Raw genomic sequence first — 22642 nt, 5'->3', positions numbered from 1 at the left:
CCGCATCGGACCGCCTGCGCACACTGTAATGCAATGCGAAATCTGCGCCGATACTGTGCAGCCGATGCGCCATGGCGATCATCGGCGTGATTCCGATCCCGCCGCCCATCAAAAGGGTCATCGGCGCATCTTCGACCAGAGGAAAGTGGTTGATGGGGCGCGAGATGAACACCCGCCGCCCTTCGGTAAAGATCCGGTGCATCAGCTTGGACCCGCCGCGCCCTGTATCCTCGCGCAGGACAGCGATCTCATATTTGCTGCGGTCCGCCGGATCACCGCTCAGCGAATATTGCCGGAAGAACTCGGGTGCGATGACGACATCAATATGCGCGCCAGCGGTTGCGGGGGGCAGGTCACCTCCATCCGGCAAAGAGAATTCATATTTGGTTATCGCGTCGGTCATCTTTGTAGCTTTGCCAATCACGACCGAGATAACAGGGGAATCGCCTTGGACGGGCGTATAGATATGCTCTGGCGCGCGCCCGGCCTTGCGCCTTTTGCGGTGTTCGTCTGCCGGGATCATGGCCGCATAGGCGGCAATGCCCGCTTCGCGATCCATCGGCGCGGGCCAAGGATAGGGCGGTGGCGCTAGCGGGGCGGGGTATACCGCCAGGGTTTGATCCGCGTAGGATAGTTTCAGGTCGGTTTGCAGGTCGCGGGCGTTGACGGGATGGCGCGAGGGGCGATAAGCACCGTCATCCTCCATTTCCAGATCCCACCACCATTTTTTGACAGGGTTGATCGACCCTTTGCCCAGCTTGTCATCCAGTGCTGCCAGCGCCTTGGCTGCCTGCGGAACGGTCATTGCGAGCTTGCGAAACGGGGCTTCTGCAAAGAGCCCTTCCAGGTTCCACGGGCAGGTTTTCATACAGCGCCCGCACATCGCGCCGTTCTTCTGGCTGACGCGATAGGTCGTGCATTTCTGGCTGTCGGATTTCCAGATCTCATAGCCGTTAAACATCAGCTTTGGCCCTGCGGTGATCGCCCCCGATGGACATTCACGGGCACATTTGTTGCAGGCCTCGCAGAATTTTTGCAGGCCAAAGTCGATGGGCTTGTCATGGGTCATCGGCATGTTCGTGGTGACAACACCGGATTTCAGGCGCGGACCAAGAAAGGGGTTCAGGATCACCTCTCCAATACGGCTGACCTCGCCCAAGCCGGACAAGAGCAGCAAGGGCGGGTGCAGGACCTCGTCGTCCATCACTGAATGGACGCGCGCGGTATAGCCCAGATTGCGGAGGTGCTGCGCCAGCACGCCCCCCAAGAGCGAGAACCGCAAATAGGCCCGCATGGATTGGGCGCAAGCGATCCAGTCATCGCCCGATGCACCCTCCATCGTTTCGTGCCCTTGGTCGATGATCATCGAAATGGCGTTGTCGTGATAGGGGGTGATCGGCGCGCCTGCGGCGTCGTGACTATAGTAAGTCCAGTCCGGACAGGCCGAAAGACCGACCGCATCAACACCAAGAAAATAAAGTGCTGCTTTGATATTCTGTGCGTTTTGATCCGGGTGATCGTTGCTTTTCTGATCTGCGGCCTCGCCGTCCTGCAACAACACAAACGCCCCGAGCGAGGGCCGGAACGCAAAGGCCGCCGCTGATTTGCGGACGTAATTGCCGTTCTTGGTCGCCTCTTGGACCTGCTTGCCCATATCCCCGAACAATCCGCGCGCGAACATATTCGCCCGTTTCGGGACCCGCGCCACATTGGGGCGGTCAATATAGGTTGTGGGCTCGTCCACCCGTTTGAGGGTTTCAAAAGGATGCGGGCCAGAGGCAAAATCGCGCTTGGCAAACGGGTCGCGGGTGCGGGCGGATTTGGCATGGGTGCCAAGGCCGGTCTGATAGCTGGCCGGTGGCTTCTGCCCCGGTGCAAGGGGCTGATCCGGTGTCATGGCAAGGGTCGTGGTGATGGCGGCCAACCCGTAGCGGTCGCCTGTAAAGGGATTGGCAAGCGTGCCGTCCTCAAAGGCAACCAATCCCGCTTGCAAGGCCAGCGCGCCCAGATGCACATCGGACGCGGCCATCGAATGGGCGCGCGCGTCGAACCCCAGCGTGCGGATGTAGCTGGCCAGTGTCACGGCTGTTTCCATCCCGCGCAGACAGGCGCGTTGGGGCAAAGCGTCCTTGATCCACGCAGCCCCCGGTTCGTCCGGTCGGGGTGCGCGGGGATGATCGTAAAGAAACACCAGCGCGTGGGTGTGATGGCGGCAGTCCACGGGTGGCAGGGCCATGCTTTCGCGCAGGCCCGCCATGATCACATCTATGCCCGCTGCCAGCGTTTTTGGCTGCATGGTGCGCAGTTTACCCGCTAAACGGTCCACATCGGGGTTTGCGACCGATGCATCCAGCCACGCCGCGCTAGGAATAGCACAAGCGCCCACCATGCTGGCGTCGCAATAATAGCCAAAAGCCTTGAGGTGGTTGGCCCGCTCGGTCAGATCTTCGGGGATTTCAGCCAACTCGCGTTTGACCATGCCGTCGCGCGTGGCATCCAGCATCGCCTGGTAATCCTGCATCGCATTGACGATGCTGGCGGGGTCTTCGGGTCTGCGAAACGACAGCCCTTCCATCGGCGGCAATGCCGACAGATCGACACGCGCTGTCCGCCGCAACGCCTCGAGCGGGAACGGTCCAAGGTGCATCGGGCGGGCACGGTAAGAACGAAGCTTCAACATGGTGATTGACACCGTCTTGCGGGCAGGGTCCGGTGTCAATGCGCCAAAGACGAGGGACCGCATGATCAAAGGCATCATCTTCGACAAGGACGGCACCTTGTTTGATTTCAACGCCACGTGGGGTACATGGGCGCGCGGTATGCTCGAGGCGGAAACGGGCGGAGATGCAGCACTTTTTGCCGATCTGGCAGCGGCCTTGGGGTATGATCCCCAAGGCAACAGGTTCGAGCCCGGGAGCATCGTGATCGCCTCGACCGTGGGCGAGGTGGCGGATGTGATTTTGCAGGTACTGCCCGGCAAGGACAGGGAAGCCTTGCTCGCAAGGATGAATGCGGCGTCATCACAAGTCGGGCAGATCGAAGCGGTTCCCCTCAGCTCTTATTTTTCAGACCTGCGCGGCTTGGGCCTAAGGCTCGGTATCGCCACCAATGATGCAGAGGCACCTGCACGGCGGCATCTGGAACGGGCGGGTGTAATGGACCACCTTGATTTCGTGGCAGGCTACGACAGCGGCTATGGCGGCAAACCCGCGCCGGGACAGTTGCTGGCGTTTTGCGCCCAAACCGGGTTGGGGGCGGGGCAATGCGTGATGGTCGGGGATAGTACCCACGATCTGCACGCGGGTCAGGCGGCAGGGATGCGCACCATCGGGGTCTTGACCGGACCCGCACCGCAGGCGGAACTGGCCCCCTTTGCGGATATCGTTTTGCCGACGATTGCGGAAATCCCCGACTGGTTGAAAACAGAAAATCTGCTCTAGCGCCAATTCCGACACGATCTGTCGGTTTCCCTGCATCGCGCAGGCAGCACCTTTGCCATGCTCTGCCTACTCATTGAAGGATGCGGACATGTCAGACGCGAGCAAAATACGAAAGCGCGGCGGCGGGCGGGCGGGCAATGCGACCCGGCGCGGGACAGCAACGATCGAGCAAATGCCGTGGCGTTTGCCCATCAACACGGATCGCCCGACAGAGCCTCTTGGCGAAGAGGGCGTGCTGGCCATCCATGACGGCGCGATGCGTATTCTCGAAGAGATCGGGATCGAGTTCCTGAACGAAGAAGCGCTGGACCTGTTCAAGCAGGCGGGCTGCACCGTCAATGGCACCAATGTGCGGATGGGCCGTGACTGGGTCATGGAAATGCTGGGCCATGCGCCCGCACAGTTTGACATTACCCCGCGCAATCCTGACAAAAAGATCACGCTTGGTGGCAAACATATCCTGTTCGGGAATGTGTCCTCTCCGCCGAACTACTATGATCTTGAGATCGGCAAAAAGGTTTCCGGCACCCGTGCGCAATGCGCGAACCTGCTGCGGCTGACCCAATATTTCAACTGCATTCACTTCGCGGGCGGCTATCCGGTGGAACCTGTGGATGTGCATGCCTCGGTCCGGCACTTGGACGTGGTCTATGACAAGATGACCCTGACCGACAAAGTCGCCCATGCCTATTCGCTGGGCAAAGAGCGGGTCGAGGACGTGATGGAGATGGTCCGCATTGCAGGCGGGATGACCGAAGAAGAATTCGCATCCAAGCCGCATATGTATACCAACATCAATTCGACCTCGCCGCTTAAGCATGATGTGCCGATGATTGACGGCTGCTTGCGCTGCGTGCGGCGCGGGCAGGCGGTGGTAGTCACCCCCTTTACGCTGGCGGGTGCGATGGCACCTGTGACGATGTCCGGGGCGGTGACGCTGTCGATTGCAGAGGCGGTGAGCGCGATTGCGCTGTTCCAATACGTGCGACCCGGTGCGCCCTGCATGATCGGCACTTTCACCAGTAACGTCGACATGAAATCCGGGGCGCCGGCCTTCGGGACGCCGGAATACATGCGGGCGACCCAGATGACGGGGCAGATGGCGCGTTTCTACGGGCTGCCGATGCGGGCCTCGGGTGTTTGTGCGGCCAATGTGCCGGACGGGCAGGCGATGTGGGAAACCTCGAACTCGCTGTGGTCGGCGGTGCAATCGGGCACGCATATGGTCTATCACGCGGCAGGCTGGTTGGAAGGCGGGCTGATCGCGTGCCCAGAGAAATTCATCATGGATTGCGAGGTCATCCAGATGATCCAGCGCTATATGGAACCCGAGGTGGTGGCGACAGGTCCCGACGATATTGCCTTTGACGCGATCAAAGAGGTAGGCCCAAACGGGCATTTCTTTGGTATCCAGCACACGCAGGACCGCTATGAGAAAGCGTTTTATCAGCCGATTGTGTCGGACTGGCGCAACTTCGAGGCGTGGGAGGTCGCAGGTGCGGTCTGGACACCGGAACGGGCGCACCGCCTGTTCAAGGACATCATCGCCAGTTTTGAAGAACCGCCGATGGATGTGGCGATCAAGGAAGAACTGAAAGCTTTCGTTGACCGCCGCAAGTCCGAAGGCGGGGCGCCGACAGATTTCTAGATGTAAGGTGGATCATGATCCACCTTACCCTTTAGCGCAGGCAGCTTTCAAAACTGTCAGCCAGCCTTGTGATCATCGCGTCATAAAGTGCGGGCCCTTCCGTCAGACCGACACCGACCCCATCCAGTGACGCGGTCTTGGCCGTGGTGCTTTCGGTTACGAGCGTCGCCCAACGATCCCCGATTTCGGCATCGCTGAAGACACAGACAACAGCATCCTCGGCCATCAGATCGCGCAGGGCCGCCACCTGCGCCGGGCCGGGCGTTTGCGCATCAATCCCGGACAAGGCCCCGGCAGCCGTCAGGCCAAAGCGCGCCTCGAAATACTGGTATCCGTCATGGGGCAGGATATAGGCGCGGTCGGTCAGGCCAGCCAGTTGTGCCGTGATCTGCTGTTCCAATGCGGCAAGAGCGCTTGTCGCGGTGGCGGCGTTCTGTGCATAAGTGGCCGCGTTCGCCGGGTCTTGCGCGGAAAGTGCTGCCGCAATTTCCCCGACCCAAGCCTGTGCTGCGACCGGATCAAGCCATGCATGCGGATCAAATGATCCGTGGTCATGGTCATGCCCGTGATCATGCCCGTGATCATGACTGTGCCCGTGATCATGGTCATGATTGTGGCCGTCATCATCGCCCATCGCCTTCAACTCGCGAATCTCCAGCTTGTCCCAGCCTTCTGTCTCCAGCAGGCTGAGTTTGCGGGCCTCCGGTGCCAAAGTGTCCAGCGGTTCTTCCAGCCATGGGGTCAGCCCGTCACCGACCCAGATCACCAGATCTGCCTCGCCCAGACGTGCGGCATCGCTGGGGCGCAGAGCGAAATCATGCGGGTCCGCACCGGGGGGCAGCAGGACATCCGGCGTTCCCAGATCACCCATGACCTGTGCTGTCAGGCTATGGATGGGTGCAATATCGGTGATCACACGGGGCACCTCTGCCAAAGCGGCGGCGGGCAGTGTGGCCAAGACGGCAAGCAAACGAATCATGTCGGGGTCCTTGTTCTGGGAAAGCGCTCTTGCTATAGTATGTATGTTATAACATAACAAGGCCCCGCCAAATGCCGCAGGATACAATCGGTTTTGCCCGTCATGATCACAGCCGTTGCGTGCGCTCCGCACTTGCTGCGGCAGATGCCGCCTGCGCGCAGCGCAGTGTCCAGCTGACCCCGATCCGCAGGCGCGTGCTGGAAATCCTGCTCGAAAACCATGCCGCTATGGGCGCCTATGATGTCCTCGCGCGGCTTGATGCCGAAGGACTGGGCTCCAAGCCGCCCGTCGCCTACCGCGCACTCACATTCCTGATGGAGCAGGGGTTCGTGCACCGCATCGAACGGTTGAACGCCTTTATCGCCTGCGCCCATCCCGGTGCCGCCCATGATCCTGCGTTTATGATCTGTCGCGGCTGCGGCAACGTGGCAGAGGCGCAGGCTGATACCGCCATGGACAAGACCGCCGCAGAAAGCGGCTTTCGCGTCGAACAGACGGTGATCGAGGCCGAGGGCCTTTGCCCCGCCTGTCAGGTCGTGCCCGCATGAGCCTGATCGACGCACGCCACATTGACTTCGCCCACGGTGGGCAGCGGGTGCTGCAAGGGGTCAGCCTTTCGCTTGAACCCGGCGAGATTGTCACCATTGTCGGGCCCAACGGATCGGGCAAATCGACCTTGCTGCAAGTGCTGATTGGTGCGCTCAAGCCGCAAAAAGGAACGGTGACGCGGCAAAGCGGTCTGCGGATCGGCTATGTGCCGCAAAAGCTGCATATTGACCCGACGCTGCCCATGACGGTGACACGCTTTCTCAACCTTCCCAAAGCCGTCGGCAAGGCCGAGGCCGAGGCCGCCTTGCGCACCGCTGGTGTGGCCGGAGTGGGTCATCGCCAGATGTCGCAACTATCGGGTGGGCAGTTCCAGCGGGTGTTGCTGGCGCGGGCAATCCTTGGCAAGCCGCAGGTCCTGATGCTGGACGAGGCAACGCAGGGGCTGGATCAGCCCGGATCGGCATCGTTCTACCGCCAGATCGACGCGGTACGCCGTGATCTTGGCTGTGCTGTCCTGATGGTCAGCCATGAATTGCACGTGGTGATGAGCGCCTCTGACAGGGTGATTTGTCTAAACGGCCATATTTGTTGCGAAGGCACGCCAGAGGTGGTTTCTGCCGCCCCTGCCTACCGCGAATTGTTCGGGACCGGCACAGGGGGCGCCTTGGCGCTTTACCGGCATGACCACGACCACGGGCATGACCATGACCACGCACACGGGCACGACCACCCCCATCATCACGAGGCGGCAGAATAGATGCTGGATGATTTTCTGGTGCGCGCGGCCCTTGCCGGCGTTGGCACGGCGATCGCGGCAGGGCTGCTGGGGTGTTTTGTGGTCTGGCGGCGGATGGCCTATTTCGGCGATGCCACGGCCCATGCAGCTGTCTTGGGTGTGGCGCTGGCCTTGCTTTTCGGGACCTCGATTACCTTGGGCGTCGCCGTAGTGGCCCTCGCGATGGCCATGCTGATCCACGGGCTGTCGGGGCAGGGGACGTCTGTCGATACGATGCTGGGTGTGCTGTCGCATAGCGCCCTTGCGCTGGGTCTTGTGGCTGTCACACTGATTCCGGGCCAGCGGATCGACCTTGACGCCTATCTCTTTGGGGATGTGCTGAGTGTGACGCGCATGGATCTGGCGGTCATCTGGGGCGGCGGGGTCATTGTTGTCGCGGTTCTGTGGTGGCACTGGTCGGCGATGCTGACCGCGACCCTGAGTCCGGATCTGGCTTATGCGGCAGGGATCAACCCGCGTCGCGAGCAATTGGTCCTGACCGTGCTTCTGGCCGCTGTCGTGGCCGTTGCGATCAAGGTTGTGGGGGCCTTGCTGATCACGGCATTGTTGATCATTCCTGCGGCCGCCGCACGCAACTATGCCCGTACGCCCGAGCGGATGGCGTTCCTGTCTATGGGAATCGGGGCCTTGTCCGCACTGGCCGGTCTTAGGTTGGCGGTGATCTTTGACACGGCGGTTGGCCCTGCGATTATCTGCGTTGCGGCAACAATCTTTGCTCTGAGCATCATTGGAAGCAAACTGCGCATACTCGGCACGTAATTGCCGTTGGCCTGCCCTGACACGGCCATAGGCTTGCCGCGTTCTGTTGTGAGTTTCACCCTGTAGCCACTCAACTCCGGGGATCCGTCAGATGAACCAATTTGCGCGTATCATTTCACTTTTTGTGTTTTCAACGCTTGGCACTGCTGCCGCTGCCGCGTCGACTTGTGTCACACCTGCCAATGTGAACGCACTTGCGACCGAAATTGCAGCAGGCGTCAATGCAAGCCGCCGCGCGAATGGCCAGGCGCCTTTGCGCTTTAGCCCGACATTGGGACGGGCCGCGATGGGCCATGCATGCGATATGTTGGTGAATAACTTCTTTGATCACCGCGGATCAGATGGATCAAGCTCGCAGGTGCGTGTCCAGAAAGCGGGCTACAATGATTGCATCGTGGCCGAGAATATCGCTTGGGGTTACCCACGGTCCGAGCAGATCATCAATGGCTGGATGAATTCCCCCGGCCACCGCCGCAACATGCTGCACCCGCGTATCGAAGAATTCGGCGTGGGCATCACCCAAGGTCCAAGAGGCCCTTACTGGGTGCTGGTTGTGGGCAAACAGTGCTAGATTAAACGTCCAGCCAGATTGTGACAGGCCCGTCATTCGTCAGATTGACGGCCATATCTGCCCCGAATGATCCCGTCGCGGTCGCGATGCCCAAAGCACCGACATCTGCGATGAACCTCTCGTAAAGCGCGCGCCCGACATCGGGCTTTGCCGCTGTGGAAAACCCCGGACGGTTCCCGCGCGACGTGTCAGCAGCCAAAGTGAACTGGCTGACGATCAGGGCGGAGCCGCCGACATCGACCAAAGACAGGTTCATCTTTCCCGCCGCATCCGTGAAAATGCGCAGCTTGCTGATCTTGGCGGCAAGCATGGCCGATTTGGCTGCATCATCGCCTTCCATCGCGCAGACAAGGATCAAAAGCCCCTTGCCGATGTCACCAATCACAGCACCATCGACGGTGACAGATGCCTGCGTGACACGCTGGATCAGCGCTCTCATAGTTCAGAGGCCCAAGGCGGGTTGGCCCCTGCACGGCTGACTGTGATGGCTGCAACTTTTGCGCCAAAGGCCGCAGCGGCGCGCAAATCCGCTTCTTTCGCCTGTGCGATCCCGTCTTTTGTCAGGTGGCCGCTCTTGGTCAACTGTGCCATGAAGCCAGCGCTGAATGTGTCGCCGGCACCGACCGTATCAACAACCTTGGCCGCTACGGCGGGTTCGTCATATGTGCCTTGTGCAGTCACGATGCTGACCCCGTCACCGCCCCGCGTCAGCAAAATGACCTTGGCGCCGGTTTGATCCAGCAGCGCCTTTGCATCGGTATCGCCGGTGATCCATTCCAGATCCTCGTCCGAGGTCTTGATGATATCCGCAGCCCCAAGCATCCGGGTTAGACGCGCGCGATAGCTGGCCTCGTCGGTGATAAAAGAGGGGCGGATATTGGGGTCGATCATCGTCACCCGATGCGGTGCTTCGCGCAGCATCAAGGCCTCGTAGGCGGCACCGCAAGGTTCCACCACAAGGCTGATCCCGCCAAAGAACATCGCATCGGCATCCGTCTGCGGCAGGTCCGCCTCCGACAACATCCGCCCGGCGGTGTTTTCATCGTAGAAGGCATAGGAGGCATGACCATTGGTCAGTGTCACAAAAGCAAGCGTCGTTGGCCGGTCCGAGACCGCAGCAGGGCTGCTATCGACGCCGGATGCGGCAAGCTGTGTGCGCAGCACATCGCCAAAAAGATCAGAAGACAGTCCGGAAAAGAATTGCACCTTTGTCCCCAAGCGGCCCAAGGCGATGGCCGTGTTGAAAACCGACCCTCCCGCAAGCGGCGCGAAAGCGGCTTCGCCCGCAGTGGTCTGCCGGGGCAGCATGTCAATCAGGGCTTCTCCACAGCACAGGATCATCGCAAGTCTCCGTTTTCTATTGGCTGTTAGCGATAACAAATCCTGCGATAAGCGCAAGGATAAGCCCGACAAGAACCGCAAATGCGATCTTCCATGCGGAATAGGGGCGTTCACCCTGCACACGGCCCGTCCGGCCGTTCACCACAAAGCGGTAGGTCTGGCCGCGGTATTTGTAAGCTGCCAGCCAGACCGGCAGAAGAATATGCTTAAAGGTCACATCACTGACAGCGGTGTTGACCGTGCCGACCCGCTGGTCATCGCCCCCGATGTCATATTTGACGTCGCGGTGGATCATCCTGTCCATATAGGCGCGGGCCTCTTGGTAGCCGTCGGTCAGTTCGACCTGATAGCCTTCGGCGCGAAATCCGGCCAGATATTCGGGCTTGTAAGGTTCCAAGGCGGACAGGTCCCAAGGTTCCAGCCCGTCGGTGTATTTCTTGGGCAAGGACTTTGACGCCAGAACCAGCACATCATCGAAAAACCGCGCCACACGGCCCGACACGCCGTGCCAGCGGGTCTTGCGCACCCGCACTTGCTGGCGTTTGCCGTCACGCACGACTGTCTTGGTCTCGTAATAATGGGTGCCGCGCTGACCGGTGTATTCGCTTTTGGTATCAGCATCGAAAGTCCAGTAGGGCACATAGATGCCGTTCATCTTGCGGCCTTTGCGGGCATAGTCGGTCAGCCCGTTGGGGGCAAACCACAGGCTGCCCAGCCATGCCACCAAAGCGCTGCGGGCCGCCCCTTCATCCAGATCAAAGGGCAGCAAGCCGCGTGGTTTGATATGCCTGTGGGTGCCCGTATCCGTGACCACAGGTGTCGCACAGAACGGGCATTCGGCGGCGTGAATATCGGGGTCGAACTCTGTCTGCGCGCCGCAGTTGGGGCATGTCGTGACGCGGGTTTCCTCGATATCAGCATCGGCCAGCCGGTGTTCGATTGCGCGGCGGAAATCAAGTTCGGCGATGCTGCCGGCCCAAGGGCCTTTGCTTTCGATCGCTTGAATATTGCCGCAGTGGTCGCAGGTCAGCTGATGCTGGCCCGGATCAAAGCGCAGGTCCGATCCGCAAGCGTCACAGGGAAAGCGGTGTTCCGTTTGAGAGATCAGCGCCTCTGCCATCTAGTTTCCTTGAGATGGAAAGCAGCGCGTCGCCCAATCGGTCCAGATGGTCTGCCCTTTGCGCATCATAGGTTTCGCGAGCCTTTGCCTTCGGGGCGGACCATGCGCATCAAGGTGCCGTCCTTCTTGCCAAACTGGTGCCAGATCGCAACGACGGCATGGCCAAGGGCCACCACCATCAGCGCCTCCCCCAAGAACCCGTGTATGTCAGACAGGTCAGTGATGCCGACGATCCATGTGAGGAACCCGAGCAGCGGTACAGCCAACGCCAAGGCATAAAGCAGACGATGCCCCCAAATGGCGGCCTGTAATTGTAGTCCGGTCGCCAAGGGTTCGGGCGCACCGCGCCGCGCACGCAAGATCAGACGGATCGCCACAAGCAGAAACACGCAAAAGCCTGCAATCGTGTGGGGGGTCGGATAGGGCGCCCCTCCGCTGTCCAGAAGCGTGTCAAAAGCATCTTCCATCGCGTCATGGGACAGGAACGCCACGATTACGCCAAGGGCAGTAAGCCAGTGCAGCACAATCTGCGTCAGTGAATATCCGGTCCGTACGGTCATCGCGCAACTTCCTTCTCGCTATCAGGCGGTTGGGGGCGGGGGTGGAAGAATCGTGAACAGCTGTGCAAGCTCCATCACTTCGCCCGCTTGCTTCCAGCCGTCCTGACCCTGGGTCCAGACCATACTGTCGCGGCTCAGTTTGCCATCGGTCACCATCCGGCCCATGGAGGCCTTGGAGAACGGTCCGGTCACTTCGCCAGCCACAGCAATGTGCCAGACGTGTTCGACCGGCGGCGGGGGCGGCGGGGCCACAGCGGGTGCCGCACCCCAAGGTCCCTGGTTTGCCATCTGCCCTGCCATCGCCATGCCCATGCCCGCCCCAAGGCCTGCCGCCATGCCGCCACCTGCGGGATTGTTCGCGGCTGATGTCATCGCTTCGGCGGCTGAGTATTGTGTGAATTTGCCCAGATCGCCCGCAAGCCCCATGGAGGTGCGCTTGTCCAAGGCTTCCTCTACCGCAGGGGGCAGGCTGATGTTTTCGATGTAAAGCTCGGGGATGGTCAGCCCGTATTGCTTCATCGTGGGGTCAATCGCAGACGCGATCAGCTTGCCCAGATCGGCGGTATTCGCGGCCATATCCAAGACCGGAATGCCCGAAGAAGCAATCACACGGGAAAACTCCTGCACGATGATGTTGCGGATCTGATAGCTGATTTCGTCCATCGTGAATTCGCCGTCTGTACCGACGATCTCGCGCATAAAGACCGCAGGATCAGCGACCTTGACGGTATAGGTGCCAAAGGCGCGCAGGCGGGTCGGGCCGAATTCGGGATCGCGCACCATGATCGGGTTCTTGGTGCCCCATTTGAGGTTCGAGAAACGCGTGGTGTTGACGTAGTAAATCTCGGATTTGAAGGGGCTTTTGAAACCGTGATCCCAATGCTGCAGGGTCGTCATGATCGGCATGTTGTTGGTTTCCAACATATACAGGCCGGGGGTGAAGACATCGGCCAACTGCCCTTCATGCACGAACACAGCGGCCTGACCTTCGCGAACGGTCAGCTTTGCGCCATACTTGATCTCGTGGCCCTCACGCTCGAACCGCCAGACCATCGTGTCGCGGGTGTTGTCGGTCCAATGGATGACGTCGATGAATTCACCGGTCAAAAAGTCGAAAATGCCCATGATATGGCCTCCGTGGTTAATGTGGTGGGGATATCAGACATCCCGTTAACTTGCCCCTGCAGCCAGATACTCGCGCGCGATCACCCTTGCGATAGGGGCCGCGACCGCAGGCTCCATCCCGGTTTGCAGGCGTGGATCATAGAGCATCCGCAGCAATAGTGTGTCATGGTTGGTCAGCAACGCGAATTCCTCGTCATCGTTAAAGATTGACGGGCGGGCGTTGGGGCTGTCGTTGGCAAGGCCCATGCCTTGGGCCAGTTCTTCGTGGATACAGGCACTGCGCATCAGGTTGGGATGCTCTGCGCGGATCATCGCGACAGCCTTGGAATAGCTCGACTGGCCAGGCACAAAGGTGCCAATCACAAAGCACAGCTGATCACGCGGCAGGTTCACGAAACTGCGCACCGTCGCGTTGGATATGTTGGGGACGATTTCACGCAGGCGGTCGCCATAGGCGCGGCGGTCATCCTCGCCCAGAAACAGCACGTGGAAATTCGGATCGCGGTCGGTGATCTCGATTGGCACTCCTGTCGCGCGGGACAGCCGTGCGGCATAGGCGCTGACACTTGCCAGATCGGCGTCGCGCTGGGCCAGCGGCACTGTGTCGCCGAATTCCACCGACATGCGGATCGGTCCGGTCCAGCGCCGCAACTTGGAGATCGTGGCTTGCGGGCGCTGGAAATCGCTATCGTCACTATATTCGTTGAAAAGCGCGATGCGCACGAAATTTCGCGCCAGCTGGGTATCAGTAAAGGGCGTGTCCGGCCCGCCACCATCGCCGCGCAGCAGCCCTTGGGTCAGCAGATCATTCTGCAAGCGGCGATAGTAGATTGCGAGGTCTTGGCTGGCGCGACTTGGCGGGCTGACAACCGGTTCTTGTGGCGGTTCAGGGGTAGCGACGGGTGGTAACTCTGGTGGCAGGACCGGAGGTGCCACCAAGTTGCATCCTGTCAGACCCGTCGCAAGGACAAGCATCAAGATACGCCGCATGGTGCCCCCGCTGTGCATGTTTAGTCTGCGCCTGCCGCCGTGCCGATGGTGTCGCCAGTGCCGGTCTTGCGGGCCTTTGCTGACGCCAATGTGTCTTTCAACTCGGCTTCCATCTTTTGCAACTCGATCTCGGCCTCTGCGCGCTTGCGCTTGCCTTCGTCGGCAATTTCAAGGCTTTCGTTGATCGTCGCGATCAGGTTGGCGTTTGCCTCTTTCACCGCATTGATATCGAACACGCCGCGTTCCATTTCCTGACGGATGGTGCGGTTGGCCTGACGCAGGTTTTCGGCATTGGCTTTGAGCAGTTCGTTGGTCAGATCGTTGGCATCGCGCACAGCTTCGGCGGCTTCTGCACTGCGCTGGATCGTGACGGCCTGCGCCAATTGGGTTTCCCACAAAGGCACCGTGTTCACGAGTGTCGAGTTGATCTTGGTGACCAGCGATTTGTCGTTTTCCTGCACCAGACGGATCGAGGGCAGGGACTGCATCGTGACCTGACGGGTCAGTTTCAGGTCATGCACCCGGCGTTCCAGATCGTCGCGGGCGGAACGGATATCGCGCAATTCCTGTGCCTTCATCACGGCCTGATCTTCGGCTGCGGCCTGTACTTCGGCCTCTTTCGCGGGGATTGTCGTGGCGTCCAGATCGGCGATCTTGGCTTCGCCTGCTGCGATATAAAGGCCCAGTTCGTCGTAGAATTGCAGGGTTTTGTCATAAAGCATATCAAGGCTTTCGATGTCCTTCAAAAGCACATGTTCGTGCTTGAGCAGATCATCGGTGATGTGGTCGATCTGGCCTTGTACCTCTTCAAAGCGGGCGGCAAATTTTGCCATCGGTGCGGCGCGACCCAATAGCTTTTCCCACCAACTGCGTTCACGGCGTACATCCAACTCGGAAATCGAAAAGCCACGGATCGTCGTCACGATGTTGCGCAGGCTGTCGCCTGCTGGCCCCACGTCCTTGTTGCGCACGCCGGCCAGCATAGATTGGCTGATCACCTGCAATTCGGCCTGCGCCGAAGAGCCAAAGGACACAATGGAATTGGTATCCGACATGTCGATCTCTGCGATACGTTTGGTGATCTCCGCACTTGTCGGCGCATCTGCGGCTTCGAGCGTCACCAATTCGGTCTTGGGTTCCGGCAATACCACGGCAGTGACTTTCTCGACTTCGGCCAGTGTGGCTTCGGCTTTTTGACGGGTCGTGTCTGACATTATTCGTTCCCTTTCGGTTTAAGGTTTACGCCTTCTCGCTTTAGGCGGTCGCGTAGCACATTGATTTCGATATCCATATCGCTGCGATCATCCAGCAGCATCTTGTCCGTGCGGGCGGCGAAATTCTGCTCAAGATCGTCCAGCAATGCCTCATAGCTGGTACGGGCATCGGCATCCTTGTTGCGGCGGTAAAGATCGACGAATTTGACTGTCGCATCCCGCGCACCCATCAAATAGACCCCCAGAAATTTGCGCGCGCCGGTCAGATCGCGCGGGTCTTCTTCGACTGTGCGGATCATGCGGCGGGCGATCACTTGAAAGGCTGTGACACGTTCCGTCAGGCGGCGATCCGAAAGCGCTTCTATCTGGGCCTTCATCACGTCCAGATGCGCCTCTGCCTCGTTGACCACGCGGGCGACGCGGTCTTGCTGGAAAGTGTCGACACCTTCCATCCGCTTGTCTTTCATCGGGTCGATGCCGAATGTCGCGGTATGCAGGCCCAATGCAGCAGCGCCATAAAGCACAGAGCCGATCACGCCGCTGTCGCCGACATAGGCAGCGATGGCCGTGCCGATGCCGGTGAGGGCAGAGGCCAGAATTTTGCGCGGCACCGCAGGACGGCGTGCGACCTTGCGGGCGTCATAGGCGGCTTCGGCCTCCAGCCCCTCTTGCAGCAGCCAAGCGGCCAGCGTCAGGACGGCAGCCCCGATCAAGGCCGTCACAAGAACGACCGGGCCATTATTCAAGGACAGCGCCGCAAGAATGACGCCGGGCACATAAAGGATCTTGGCGCGTGACCCGGCGGCCTTGATCTGGCGCGGATCAATCACCTCTTCGCGGGGTCCTGCCGCCTGACCGTCGGGGCTGAATTTGCCGCCAAAGCGCTTGGCCATCAGGCGGCCCCCAACCAGCCAGAGGTCACGCCAAACAGCAAGACGACAAGCAAAACATAGGTGATCCGTCTGAATTTTGCGGGCATGATCTCTTCATCCTTTCCGGTCGCGGTCCGGCCTACGGCCAATAGTGTCCCCAGCAGCGCCGTGATTGCAACGACAACCACAGCGACAAAAGCAACCAAGAGGATCAAACGCATCATATTGTCGTCACTTCGCCAGTTTTATCAGCTGTTAGATAGGAAAGAGGGGGTGAAATTACGAGGGCTGATCAAGCGTCGCCTGATCAGGGCGTTTGCAGTCTCAAACGTCAGCAGCTCAGCCAATACGGTATCCCCCAGCAGAAGGTGTTAGCCCTACCATGCACACCCCTCGTCACAGAACAAGGGTTCAAGTTTACCGTTTTTTCCCCCTTGCGGGGCGGCTGACAGGCTTGCGCACCCGTGTAATCGTCGGCTTTTCGGATAATCCAAGCTGATCGCGGACCACGCGCTGTTTGACCTCTTCCACATCGCCTTGCTTGAGTGCACCAAGCTGGAACGGGCCATAACTCACGCGGATCAACCGGTTCACGGTCACGCCGATTGCGGCCATCGCTTTACGAATTTCACGGTTCTTGCCTTCGCGCAGGCTGATTGTGAGCCATGCATTCGCGCCTTGCTGGCGGTCAAAGGTGACGATCATGGGCTGATAGCGGATGCCTTCAACTTCGATCCCGGCGCGGAGTTCTTCGAGTTTTGCCTCGCTCACCGATCCGTTGATCCGCACGCGGTAGCGTCGCAGCCAACCGGTGCTGGGCAGTTCCAGCTTGCGTTTGACCTCGCCATCATTGGTGAGCAGCAGCAGGCCTTCGGAATTCAAATCCAGCCGCCCGACAGACATCACACGCGGCAATTCCGGGGGCAGGGTGCCAAAAACGGTCTGCCGGTCTTTCTCGTCCTTTTCGGTCGTCACAAGGCCAGCGGGCTTGTGATACAGCCAGATGCGCGGCGGTTCGGGCTCGCCGATCTGCTTGCCATCCACGATAATGCGGTCGGCGGCAGTCACGTTCAGCGCGGGGCTGGTGATGGTCTTGCCATTCACGCTGACGCGGCCGTCTTCGATCATGCGCTCTGCCTCGCGGCGGCTGGCGACACCTGCGCGGGACAGGACTTTGGCGATCCGGTCGCCGGAGGGAGGGGTATCGGTCATGCGCATCCTCTAAGGCTGAAGCGTGCCGCATGCAATTGAATTGCCGCTGTGGCTTGCCGAAATGCGACGAAGCATGCATCAAGCAAACATGGATTTCCGTTCACATATGCATGTCGCACTCGATGAGGCGCGCGCCGCAGCCGCCCGTGGCGAAGTGCCTGTGGGCGCTGTGATCGCAGGGCCTGACGGGATCATTGCGCAGGCGGGCAATCGCACGCGGGAATCGAACGACCCCACCGCCCATGCGGAAATGCTGGCGATCCGCATGGCTTGCGAAAAGCTGGGTCAGGAACGGCTGACGGGGTTTGACCTTTACGTCACACTCGAACCTTGCCCCATGTGTGCTGCTGCGATCAGCAACGCGCGGATTGCGCGGCTTTACTACGGGGCGGCTGACCCGAAATCAGGCGGCGTGGCGCAAGGCCCCCGCATTTTCAGCCACCCGCAATGCCATCATGTGCCAGAGGTTTATGACGGTATCGGGGCGGTTGATGCAGAGGCGCTGTTGAAAGAATTTTTTGCCGCAAAGCGCTAGAATTCAATCGTTTCCATCACCTGAGGTGTCAGCACGTTCACGTCTGGCAAAGCATCGACCAAAGGCTGGGCGGATTGTGCCAGCAGCGGGAAGGTCTTGTAATGCGCGGGGATCAGCGTCTTGAAGTTGAAATAGCGTTTTGCCGCATAGGCCGCCCCTTCCATCCCCATCGTGTAGTGGCCGCCACAGCAGAGGATGCCGATATCGGGCTGATAGAAATCGCCCATCCAGTCCATATCTGCCATGATATCGGTATCGCCCGAGACATAGACCGTATGCCCGTCGCCTTTGATCATATAGCCTGCTTCGGTGCCGGCATAGCTGCTGCCAACGGATGACGAATGGGTCGCAGGCACCATGGACACCAAGGCGCCGCCCAGATTGACGGTGCCGCCTTTGTTGAATTCGATTGTTTCATGGGCGCTGAAAATCCCGCAAAGTTCGGGGATGCCGACGACAAAGGCGCCGGTTTCGTTCGCAATCGTATCCACCTCTGAAGTGTGGTCGAAATGCCCATGCGTCAGCAGGATATGGGTGACGCCCTCTATCGCTTGTGCGCGGTGCGGATCGGGAAAGGATGGATTGCCTGTTAGCCAAGGATCAATCAGCAAGATCGCGCCTTCGACTTCGATCCGGAAACTTGCGTGGCCCAACCAGGTGATTTTCATATTGCTCTCCATTGCTTTGGTGACAGGATAGAGCGCGGGCGAAGAGGTGCAAGATGGGCTGGTTCCAACAGATCGACGGATATTGCGAGCGGACTGATCTCAGTTACTGGTCAGAACCGGTGAATGCGGTCACCAATATCGCCTTTATCATTGCAGCCCTGATCCTGTGGCGGCGCAGTGCTGGCGTGCCGATGGCGCGTGTCCTCTGCGCAATCCTGTTCGCGATCGGGATCGGCAGTTACCTGTTCCACACGCATGCGACGGTCTGGGCGGTCACCGCAGATGTGGTGCCGATAGCCCTGTTCATTCTGGTCTATCTTTTCGTTGTGAACAGGGATGTGGTGGGCCTGCGGCCCGTGGTCGCTGCCATCGCGACCTGTGGTTTCTTTCCCTATGCCGCCGCGATCGTCTGGATCACGCAGCAATTGCCGTTCTTCCATATCTCGAATTTCTATTGGACCGTTCCGGTCCTGTTGTGCATCTATGCCGTCCCTTTGCGACACAAGCCCGGCATTGCATCGGGATTCGTCATTGGCGCGGCGCTTCTGGCTTTGTCGATCACGCTGCGGTCGCTGGATGAAATCCTGTGCGATACGATCCCGCTGGGCACACATTTCATGTGGCATCTGCTCAATGGGGTGATGCTTGGCTGGATGATCCATGTTTACATCCGCCATATGCTTGCGACCGTCCGCCAAGGGCGATAAACGCTGCAAAAGTTTTACCGGAGAGTTTGTCCATGTCGATCGACATCGAAACAGCCCGCCGCGTCGCCAAACTGGCCCGCATCAAGGTGGAAGACGACGCATTGCCCGCGCTGGCATCCGAGTTCAGCGCGATCCTTGGCTTTATCGAACAACTCAACGAGGTTGATGTGGAAGGCGTAGAGCCGATGACATCAGTGACCCCGCAACGCCTCAAGCGCCGCGAGGACGTTGTGACCGATGGCAACCAGCAAGCCGCCATCCTCAAGAACGCCCCCGATGCCCGCGAAGGGTTCTTTGCCGTGCCGAAGGTAGTCGAATAATGAGCGACCTGACAAAACTGACCATCGCGCAGGCCCGTGACGCCATGCGCAAAGGCGATACCACAAGCGCCGAGATTACCGCCGCCTGCCTGACTGCCATCGCAGGAGCAGATGCGCTGGGCGCTTTCGTGCACCATACACCCGAGATCGCAACCGCTCAGGCCGCCGCCGCTGATGAACGCATCAAGGCGGGGGAAGCCCCAGATATGTGCGGTATTCCTTTGGGGATCAAAGACCTGTTCTGCACCAAGGGTGTGCCGTCACAGGCGGCGTCACGTATCCTTGAAGGTTTCAAGCCGGAATATGAATCCACAGTCACCACCCAGCTTTTCGATGCGGGTGCGGTGATGCTGGGCAAGCTGAACATGGACGAATTCGCGATGGGCTCGTCCAATGAAACTTCGGTCTATGGCAATGCGGTGAACCCTTGGCGGCGCGGCAACGATGATGCGGCCCTGACCCCCGGTGGGTCTTCGGGCGGATCAGCCAGCGCCGTTGCGGCTGACCTGTGCTTGGCCGCCACTGGCACCGATACCGGCGGATCGATCCGCCAGCCTGCGGCCTTTGTGGGCATCACTGGCCTCAAGCCAACCTACGGTCGCGTGTCGCGCTGGGGCATTGTGGCCTTTGCGTCGTCCTTGGATCAGGCAGGCCCAATGACCAAAGACGTGCGCGATTGCGCCATCATGCTGGGCGCGATGTGTGGCCATGACCCCAAGGACAGCACCAGCGCCGACCTGCCCGTGCCCGATTTCGAAGCAGCCCTGACCGGCGATATTCGCGGAAAGACAATCGGTATTCCCAAAGAATACCGCATGGACGGGATGCCCGCCGAGATCGAGAAACTGTGGCAAGACGGCACAGCCATGCTCAAAGACGCAGGCGCGAAAATCGTGGATATCAGCCTGCCGCATACGAAATACGCGCTGCCTGCCTATTACGTGATCGCCCCAGCCGAGGCGTCTTCCAATCTTGCCCGTTATGACGGGGTGCGCTTTGGCCACCGCGCCAAGCTGGCGCAGGGTGACGGGATCACCGAGATGTATGAAAAAACCCGCGCCGAAGGGTTTGGCCCCGAGGTACAGCGCCGTGTGATGGTGGGAACCTATGTGCTTTCTGCGGGCTTCTACGATGCCTACTACAACCGCGCCCGCCGGGTGCGCGCGCTGATCAAGCAGGATTTTGATACCGTTTTCGCAGATGGCGTGGATGCGATCCTGACGCCTGCAACCCCTTCAGCCGCTTTCGGGCTGGGCGAGATGACGGATGCAGACCCGATCCAGATGTATCTCAACGACGTGTTCACCGTGACGGTCAACCTTGCCGGTCTGCCGGGTATTGCGGTGCCAACGGGTCTGGACCCGCAGGGTCTGCCTCTGGGGCTGCAACTGATCGGGCGGCCTTGGGAAGAAGCGGATTTGCTGAATGTAGCTTACAGCCTCGAGCAGTCTGCGGGCTTTGTAGCCAAGCCGACAAAGTGGTGGTAAGTCTTTGTCCCAAGAATATGCGGTTTGACAGGTAGAGCGTTATGAAATCGGGCATCCTTATTGCTGTGACCCTTGCAGGGCTGGCCGCCTGCACACCGACCGTTGTGCCGACCGAGCGCGGAATCGGGTTTGACGATTTTTCCAATTTTGAGTTGGAACGGGCGCGCCGCGAGGCTGCTTTGACAGCCCCGCGCAATTCCATCGTCCCACCACCGCAGGTCGCAACAATCGCGGCGCCTTCGCAAACGCAGGGGATCGCTTCAAGTGAACTGGCGCTGGCAGGGATTGGCCAAGCTGCCCCAGTCGCAACCGCAGCCCCGGTGAATTCGGGTAGCGACCCGCTCCGGACGCAAGGGCTTGACGCATCGCCCAGCAATCCCGCACCCGTGATGGTCGGGACAGGGACGGGCCTGTCCGACGAGCAGAGTTTTGACGCGGTCTCTGGCCGCGAAACGATCGAGAGCGATGCACAAAGGCGTGCTGCGCAAGCCGCAGCGCGCGAGCAGATCGCACCAACAGCCGTGCCAGACCGCCCCGCCAATACCGGCCCGAATATTGTGCAATACGCCCTGAATGCACCCAACGCGAAAGGGCAGGAATGGTACAGCCGGTCGATACTTTCCGGTCAGAACCGGTTCCAGCGCAACTGCGCGGCCTACGCGACCCCCGACGAGGCGCAGCGTGATTTCTTGGCCCGTGGAGGGCCAGAGCGGGACCGTCTGGGCATTGACCCCGACGGCGACGGATTTGCTTGCGGCTGGGATCCGGCACCGTTCATTCAGGCTATCCGGAACTGAAACTGACCACCCGATCCTCGCCCAACTGCGGGCCGCGCCGCGCGGGGGCAAGCCCTGACATCGTGGTGATCCACTACACGGCGATGACTTCGGCAAAAGCCGCTGTCGAGACTTTGTGTAACCATGAAACTGAAGTCTCGGCCCATTATCTGATTGCCGAGGATGGTGAAGTCGTGTCGCTGGTGCCAGAGGCGCTGCGCGCTTGGCATGCGGGCGCGGGGCGCTGGGGGGCTGTCACGGATGTGAACAGCCGGTCCATCGGGATCGAATTGGCGAACACGGGTTTTGCACCTTTTGCAGCGGCACAGATGGATGCGCTTGTGGACCTTCTCAAAGGGATCAAGGCGCGCTGGGGGATGCGGCCTGAACGGGTGATCGGCCATTCCGACATGGCACCGGGCCGTAAAATTGATCCGGGCGCCCGGTTCGACTGGCGCAGGCTGGCGCTCGAAGGCCTGGCGGTCTGGCCCGCACAGGCCACCCCCGTTGATCCGGCCCGCTTTCTGCCGATGATGCACAGCTTCGGCTATACCGCCACAGATGACCCGGATTTACTCTTGGCTGTGTTCCGCATGCGCTTTCGGCCTTGGGCCAAGGGGCCTCTCGATGCGATTGATGCGGGGATCATCACCGACCTTGCCACCCGTTTCCCCGTTGACGTGAACGCCGCTTACACCTAACTGCGGCATTGCGCGGATGGCTGGATGGCTGCGGCAGTGATGTCGAGGAAAGTCCGGACTCCAAAAAGCACGGTGCCGGGTAACGCCCGGCGGGGGTAACCCTAGGGAAAGCGCCACAGAGAACAGACTACCTTGGTCGCACCTATGGTGCGCATCCGTCAAAGCCAGGGAAAAGGTGAAACGGTGGGGTAAGAGCCCACCGCGCAAGCGGCAACGTAAGCGGCACGGCAAGCCCCACCGGGAGCAATGCCAAATAGGGACCTCGCGTCGCA

Annotated in this window: 25 protein-coding genes and 1 other RNA gene; 13 read left to right on the top strand and 13 right to left on the bottom strand. The window is 60.0% G+C overall.

The annotated features are described in order from the left end of the window. A partial coding sequence (locus NWQ23_RS02875) for a reductive dehalogenase (RefSeq protein WP_306164733.1) occupies positions 1 to 2680 on the bottom strand: 2680 nt, incomplete at its 3' end. Between the two features lie 61 nt (positions 2681 to 2741). Between NWQ23_RS02875 and NWQ23_RS02870 the strand changes: the two genes are divergently transcribed. Together NWQ23_RS02870 and NWQ23_RS02865 are read left to right on the top strand one after the other, a co-directional pair. Beyond that, positions 2742 to 3440: an HAD family hydrolase gene (locus tag NWQ23_RS02870; protein ID WP_306164731.1), complete on the top strand. Its 699-nt coding sequence runs from the start codon at positions 2742 to 2744 to the stop codon at positions 3438 to 3440. An 88-nt stretch (positions 3441 to 3528) separates the two neighbouring features. After that, positions 3529 to 5088: a trimethylamine methyltransferase family protein gene (locus NWQ23_RS02865; protein ID WP_306164730.1), complete on the top strand. Its 1560-nt coding sequence runs from the start codon at positions 3529 to 3531 to the stop codon at positions 5086 to 5088. A gap of 31 nt (positions 5089 to 5119) precedes the next feature. Here the strand turns inward: NWQ23_RS02865 and NWQ23_RS02860 are convergent, their stop codons facing one another. Continuing rightward, a complete protein-coding gene (locus tag NWQ23_RS02860; protein ID WP_306164729.1) occupies positions 5120 to 6067 on the bottom strand; it encodes a zinc ABC transporter substrate-binding protein in 948 nt (315 codons plus the stop codon). Between the two features lie 71 nt (positions 6068 to 6138). On the opposite strand from NWQ23_RS02860, the gene NWQ23_RS02855 reads away from it, so the two are divergent. From NWQ23_RS02855 to NWQ23_RS02840, 4 genes are all read left to right on the top strand, one after another. Then, the gene (locus NWQ23_RS02855) at positions 6139 to 6615 is read left to right on the top strand and encodes a transcriptional repressor (protein WP_306164728.1); all 477 of its coding nucleotides are present in this window, start codon (positions 6139 to 6141) and stop codon (positions 6613 to 6615) included. After that, positions 6612 to 7373 carry a metal ABC transporter ATP-binding protein gene (locus tag NWQ23_RS02850; RefSeq protein ID WP_306164727.1) on the top strand — a complete coding sequence of 254 codons (762 nt, stop codon included), beginning with the start codon at positions 6612 to 6614 and terminating at the stop codon, positions 7371 to 7373. The genes NWQ23_RS02855 and NWQ23_RS02850 overlap by 4 nt, the downstream gene beginning before the upstream one ends. Continuing rightward, positions 7374 to 8171, top strand: coding sequence for a metal ABC transporter permease (locus NWQ23_RS02845; protein ID WP_306164726.1), 798 nt, complete (start codon positions 7374 to 7376; stop codon positions 8169 to 8171). 91 nt (positions 8172 to 8262) lie between these two features. Continuing rightward, a complete protein-coding gene (locus NWQ23_RS02840; protein WP_306164725.1) occupies positions 8263 to 8742 on the top strand; it encodes a CAP domain-containing protein in 480 nt (159 codons plus the stop codon). A gap of 1 nt (position 8743) precedes the next feature. On the opposite strand, the gene dtd is transcribed toward NWQ23_RS02840, so the two are convergent. The 10 genes from dtd to NWQ23_RS02790 form a co-directional block, all read right to left on the bottom strand. After that, positions 8744 to 9181 (bottom strand): D-aminoacyl-tRNA deacylase, encoded by a 438-nt coding sequence (gene dtd, locus NWQ23_RS02835; protein WP_306164724.1) that lies wholly within the window; start codon positions 9179 to 9181, stop codon positions 8744 to 8746. Next, positions 9178 to 10083, bottom strand: coding sequence for a carbohydrate kinase (locus NWQ23_RS02830; protein ID WP_306164723.1), 906 nt, complete (start codon positions 10081 to 10083; stop codon positions 9178 to 9180). The genes dtd and NWQ23_RS02830 overlap by 4 nt, the downstream gene beginning before the upstream one ends. A gap of 16 nt (positions 10084 to 10099) precedes the next feature. Then, positions 10100 to 11203, bottom strand: a complete 1104-nt coding sequence (locus NWQ23_RS02825) for a primosomal protein N' (replication factor Y) - superfamily II helicase (RefSeq protein WP_306164722.1) — start codon at positions 11201 to 11203, stop codon at positions 10100 to 10102. 65 nt (positions 11204 to 11268) lie between these two features. Then, positions 11269 to 11763, bottom strand: a complete 495-nt coding sequence (locus NWQ23_RS02820) for a cytochrome b (protein WP_306164721.1) — start codon at positions 11761 to 11763, stop codon at positions 11269 to 11271. Positions 11764 to 11784: 21 nt separating this feature from the next. Continuing rightward, positions 11785 to 12888 (bottom strand): SPFH domain-containing protein, encoded by a 1104-nt coding sequence (locus tag NWQ23_RS02815; RefSeq protein ID WP_306164720.1) that lies wholly within the window; start codon positions 12886 to 12888, stop codon positions 11785 to 11787. Positions 12889 to 12933: 45 nt separating this feature from the next. Continuing rightward, positions 12934 to 13878: a DUF2927 domain-containing protein gene (locus tag NWQ23_RS02810; RefSeq protein ID WP_306164719.1), complete on the bottom strand. Its 945-nt coding sequence runs from the start codon at positions 13876 to 13878 to the stop codon at positions 12934 to 12936. A gap of 20 nt (positions 13879 to 13898) precedes the next feature. Next, positions 13899 to 15092: a toxic anion resistance protein gene (locus tag NWQ23_RS02805; RefSeq protein ID WP_306164718.1), complete on the bottom strand. Its 1194-nt coding sequence runs from the start codon at positions 15090 to 15092 to the stop codon at positions 13899 to 13901. Next, positions 15092 to 15985, bottom strand: a complete 894-nt coding sequence (locus tag NWQ23_RS02800) for a 5-bromo-4-chloroindolyl phosphate hydrolysis family protein (protein ID WP_306164717.1) — start codon at positions 15983 to 15985, stop codon at positions 15092 to 15094. The genes NWQ23_RS02805 and NWQ23_RS02800 overlap by 1 nt, the downstream gene beginning before the upstream one ends. Next, positions 15985 to 16185, bottom strand: a complete 201-nt coding sequence (locus NWQ23_RS02795; protein ID WP_306164716.1) for a hypothetical protein — start codon at positions 16183 to 16185, stop codon at positions 15985 to 15987. Before NWQ23_RS02795 ends, NWQ23_RS02800 begins: the two co-directional genes overlap by 1 nt. Before the next feature lie 196 nt (positions 16186 to 16381). Further along, complete coding sequence (locus tag NWQ23_RS02790; RefSeq protein WP_306164715.1) at positions 16382 to 17176, bottom strand: pseudouridine synthase; 795 nt, start codon at positions 17174 to 17176, stop codon at positions 16382 to 16384. A gap of 88 nt (positions 17177 to 17264) precedes the next feature. Between NWQ23_RS02790 and NWQ23_RS02785 the strand changes: the two genes are divergently transcribed. After that, entirely contained in the window at positions 17265 to 17711 is a 447-nt protein-coding gene (locus NWQ23_RS02785; RefSeq protein WP_306164714.1) for a nucleoside deaminase, read from the top strand. Here NWQ23_RS02785 and NWQ23_RS02780 read toward each other — a convergent pair. Continuing rightward, entirely contained in the window at positions 17708 to 18379 is a 672-nt protein-coding gene (locus NWQ23_RS02780; RefSeq protein ID WP_306164713.1) for a metal-dependent hydrolase, read from the bottom strand. The genes NWQ23_RS02785 and NWQ23_RS02780 overlap by 4 nt on opposite strands. Before the next feature lie 53 nt (positions 18380 to 18432). On the opposite strand from NWQ23_RS02780, the gene NWQ23_RS02775 reads away from it, so the two are divergent. The 6 genes from NWQ23_RS02775 to rnpB form a co-directional block, all read left to right on the top strand. Beyond that, on the top strand, positions 18433 to 19086 hold the full coding sequence (locus tag NWQ23_RS02775; RefSeq protein WP_306164712.1) for a ceramidase domain-containing protein: 654 nt from the start codon (positions 18433 to 18435) through the stop codon (positions 19084 to 19086). Between the two features lie 32 nt (positions 19087 to 19118). After that, the gene (gene gatC, locus NWQ23_RS02770; RefSeq protein ID WP_306164711.1) at positions 19119 to 19406 is read left to right on the top strand and encodes an Asp-tRNA(Asn)/Glu-tRNA(Gln) amidotransferase subunit GatC; all 288 of its coding nucleotides are present in this window, start codon (positions 19119 to 19121) and stop codon (positions 19404 to 19406) included. Beyond that, positions 19406 to 20893, top strand: coding sequence for an Asp-tRNA(Asn)/Glu-tRNA(Gln) amidotransferase subunit GatA (gatA, locus tag NWQ23_RS02765; protein ID WP_306164710.1), 1488 nt, complete (start codon positions 19406 to 19408; stop codon positions 20891 to 20893). The genes gatC and gatA overlap by 1 nt, the downstream gene beginning before the upstream one ends. 41 nt (positions 20894 to 20934) lie before the next feature. Beyond that, positions 20935 to 21690, top strand: coding sequence for a hypothetical protein (locus NWQ23_RS02760; protein ID WP_306164709.1), 756 nt, complete (start codon positions 20935 to 20937; stop codon positions 21688 to 21690). Beyond that, the gene (locus NWQ23_RS02755; protein ID WP_372340100.1) at positions 21651 to 22370 is read left to right on the top strand and encodes an N-acetylmuramoyl-L-alanine amidase; all 720 of its coding nucleotides are present in this window, start codon (positions 21651 to 21653) and stop codon (positions 22368 to 22370) included. Before NWQ23_RS02760 ends, NWQ23_RS02755 begins: the two co-directional genes overlap by 40 nt. Before the next feature lie 12 nt (positions 22371 to 22382). After that, positions 22383 to 22642, top strand: an RNA gene (gene rnpB / locus NWQ23_RS02750) — RNase P RNA component class A; the annotation flags it as partial.

Source organism: Yoonia sp., from assembly GCF_030731595.1.
Lineage (GTDB): Bacteria > Pseudomonadota > Alphaproteobacteria > Rhodobacterales > Rhodobacteraceae > Yoonia.
Note: the sequence above shows the minus strand (reverse complement) of the source record. Positions and strands in the feature narration are given on the sequence as shown.

Excerpts from the sequence above, each read along its gene's own strand:
- NWQ23_RS02805 (WP_306164718.1), bottom strand. The coding sequence starts at position 15,092 with ATGTCAGACACGACCCGTCAAAAAGCCGAAGCCACACTGGCCGAAGTC.
- NWQ23_RS02775 (WP_306164712.1), top strand. The coding sequence starts at position 18,433 with ATGGGCTGGTTCCAACAGATCGACGGATATTGCGAGCGGACTGATCTC.
- NWQ23_RS02810 (WP_306164719.1), bottom strand. The coding sequence starts at position 13,878 with ATGCGGCGTATCTTGATGCTTGTCCTTGCGACGGGTCTGACAGGATGC.
- NWQ23_RS02795 (WP_306164716.1), bottom strand. The coding sequence starts at position 16,185 with ATGCGTTTGATCCTCTTGGTTGCTTTTGTCGCTGTGGTTGTCGTTGCA.
- NWQ23_RS02815 (WP_306164720.1), bottom strand. The coding sequence starts at position 12,888 with ATGGGCATTTTCGACTTTTTGACCGGTGAATTCATCGACGTCATCCAT.
- NWQ23_RS02850 (WP_306164727.1), top strand. The coding sequence starts at position 6,612 with ATGAGCCTGATCGACGCACGCCACATTGACTTCGCCCACGGTGGGCAG.
- NWQ23_RS02820 (WP_306164721.1), bottom strand. The coding sequence starts at position 11,763 with ATGACCGTACGGACCGGATATTCACTGACGCAGATTGTGCTGCACTGG.
- NWQ23_RS02860 (WP_306164729.1), bottom strand. The coding sequence starts at position 6,067 with ATGATTCGTTTGCTTGCCGTCTTGGCCACACTGCCCGCCGCCGCTTTG.
- gatA (WP_306164710.1), top strand. The coding sequence starts at position 19,406 with ATGAGCGACCTGACAAAACTGACCATCGCGCAGGCCCGTGACGCCATG.
- NWQ23_RS02865 (WP_306164730.1), top strand. The coding sequence starts at position 3,529 with ATGTCAGACGCGAGCAAAATACGAAAGCGCGGCGGCGGGCGGGCGGGC.
- NWQ23_RS02780 (WP_306164713.1), bottom strand. The coding sequence starts at position 18,379 with ATGAAAATCACCTGGTTGGGCCACGCAAGTTTCCGGATCGAAGTCGAA.
- NWQ23_RS02825 (WP_306164722.1), bottom strand. The coding sequence starts at position 11,203 with ATGGCAGAGGCGCTGATCTCTCAAACGGAACACCGCTTTCCCTGTGAC.
- NWQ23_RS02870 (WP_306164731.1), top strand. The coding sequence starts at position 2,742 with ATGATCAAAGGCATCATCTTCGACAAGGACGGCACCTTGTTTGATTTC.
- dtd (WP_306164724.1), bottom strand. The coding sequence starts at position 9,181 with ATGAGAGCGCTGATCCAGCGTGTCACGCAGGCATCTGTCACCGTCGAT.
- NWQ23_RS02760 (WP_306164709.1), top strand. The coding sequence starts at position 20,935 with ATGAAATCGGGCATCCTTATTGCTGTGACCCTTGCAGGGCTGGCCGCC.
- NWQ23_RS02855 (WP_306164728.1), top strand. The coding sequence starts at position 6,139 with ATGCCGCAGGATACAATCGGTTTTGCCCGTCATGATCACAGCCGTTGC.
- NWQ23_RS02830 (WP_306164723.1), bottom strand. The coding sequence starts at position 10,083 with ATGATCCTGTGCTGTGGAGAAGCCCTGATTGACATGCTGCCCCGGCAG.
- NWQ23_RS02840 (WP_306164725.1), top strand. The coding sequence starts at position 8,263 with ATGAACCAATTTGCGCGTATCATTTCACTTTTTGTGTTTTCAACGCTT.
- NWQ23_RS02800 (WP_306164717.1), bottom strand. The coding sequence starts at position 15,985 with ATGGCCAAGCGCTTTGGCGGCAAATTCAGCCCCGACGGTCAGGCGGCA.
- gatC (WP_306164711.1), top strand. The coding sequence starts at position 19,119 with ATGTCGATCGACATCGAAACAGCCCGCCGCGTCGCCAAACTGGCCCGC.
- NWQ23_RS02845 (WP_306164726.1), top strand. The coding sequence starts at position 7,374 with ATGCTGGATGATTTTCTGGTGCGCGCGGCCCTTGCCGGCGTTGGCACG.
- NWQ23_RS02790 (WP_306164715.1), bottom strand. The coding sequence starts at position 17,176 with ATGACCGATACCCCTCCCTCCGGCGACCGGATCGCCAAAGTCCTGTCC.
- NWQ23_RS02785 (WP_306164714.1), top strand. The coding sequence starts at position 17,265 with ATGGATTTCCGTTCACATATGCATGTCGCACTCGATGAGGCGCGCGCC.